The 1,160-nt window shown below is 47.2% G+C and carries 1 protein-coding gene; it reads right to left on the bottom strand.

Annotated features, from left to right (window positions below):
* A protein-coding gene (locus NC856_RS17620) for an IS3 family transposase (protein ID WP_264091697.1) occupies nt 1-1,086 on the bottom strand; the annotation gives its coding sequence in 2 pieces (ribosomal slippage) (nt 1-837 and nt 837-1,086; 1,087 coding nt annotated over the 2 pieces). This gene is flagged as partial in the annotation.
* Between the last annotated feature and the right edge of the window lie 74 nt (nt 1,087-1,160).

Genomic DNA, 1,160 nt, shown 5'->3' with positions numbered 1-1,160 from the left:
CTCCGGCTAGTTTTTGCCTCGCATAGATAACAGGTGGCATATCACCCAGTGAGCTATGCGGGCGTTCTTCGTTATATTCTATGCGCCAGTCTTCTGTGAGTACGCGCACTTCAGACAATGTTCTGAACAGATACATATCGAGTATTTCTGTTCGCAGCGTTTTGTTAAATCGCTCGATAAACCCGTTCTGCATCGGCTTTCCGGGCTGAATAAAATCGAGTATCACACCATGACCTTCTGCCCATTCGGCTAATATGGCGGCGGTGAGTTCTGGCCCATTGTCACTTCGTATAAAAGCCGGGTAGCCTCGTTCTGCGCTTAATCGTTCCAGAATTCGCACAACACGATGAGCCGGTATATTCAAATCAACGTCGATGGCCAGCGCTTCCCGGTTAAAGTCATCAACGACGTTAAATAACCTGAATCGCCGCCCGTCTATCAAGGCATCGCTCATAAAATCAACTGACCAACAGTGGTTCATTTTATGTGGAATAACCAATGGTTGTGGATGCCTGTTAGGTAAGCGTTTTTTCCCTTTGCGGCGAAGATTGAGTTTTAACAGACGATAAATCCGGTAAACCCGTTTTGCATTCCACTGCGATCCTGCCTGTCGTAACTTATTGAACATCAGTCCAAAGCCATAGGCCGGATACTGATGCGCCAATTTTTGCAGTGCCTCGACCACCGGCAGATCCCGTGTCGTGTTCGGGCGGTAATGCAACAGACTTCGACTAATACCGATAATACGGCACCCGCGTCGCTCACTGGCCTGATGTTCCGTCATGATATAACGCACCAGCTCACGCTTTTCAGGCACCGCTAAAGTTTTTTTGCTACAACATCCTTAAGAATTTCATGATCTAAGCTCAAGGATGCGTACATTTGCTTTAATCGGCGATTCTCTTCTTCCAGCGCTTTCATTCGCTTAATATCGGAGGACTCCATACCACCATATTTGGCTTTCCAGTTGTAATAGCTGGCTTCCGACACACCGTTTTCGCGGCAGACATCCTTCACATGCCGTCCACCTTCAACCTCTTTCAAAACTCGCAGGATCTGAGTTTCAGTGAAACGCGCTTTCTTCATGATGAGCCTCCGTTGGTTGTATTTTAACCAGAGAACTCTATTAAGCGGTAAGACTAAATTCAGGGGGGACTACA

It is taken from the genome of Brenneria izbisi (genome assembly GCF_025840185.1).
In the GTDB taxonomy this organism is placed as follows: domain Bacteria; phylum Pseudomonadota; class Gammaproteobacteria; order Enterobacterales; family Enterobacteriaceae; genus Brenneria; species Brenneria izbisi.
Note: the sequence above shows the minus strand (reverse complement) of the source record. Positions and strands in the feature narration are given on the sequence as shown.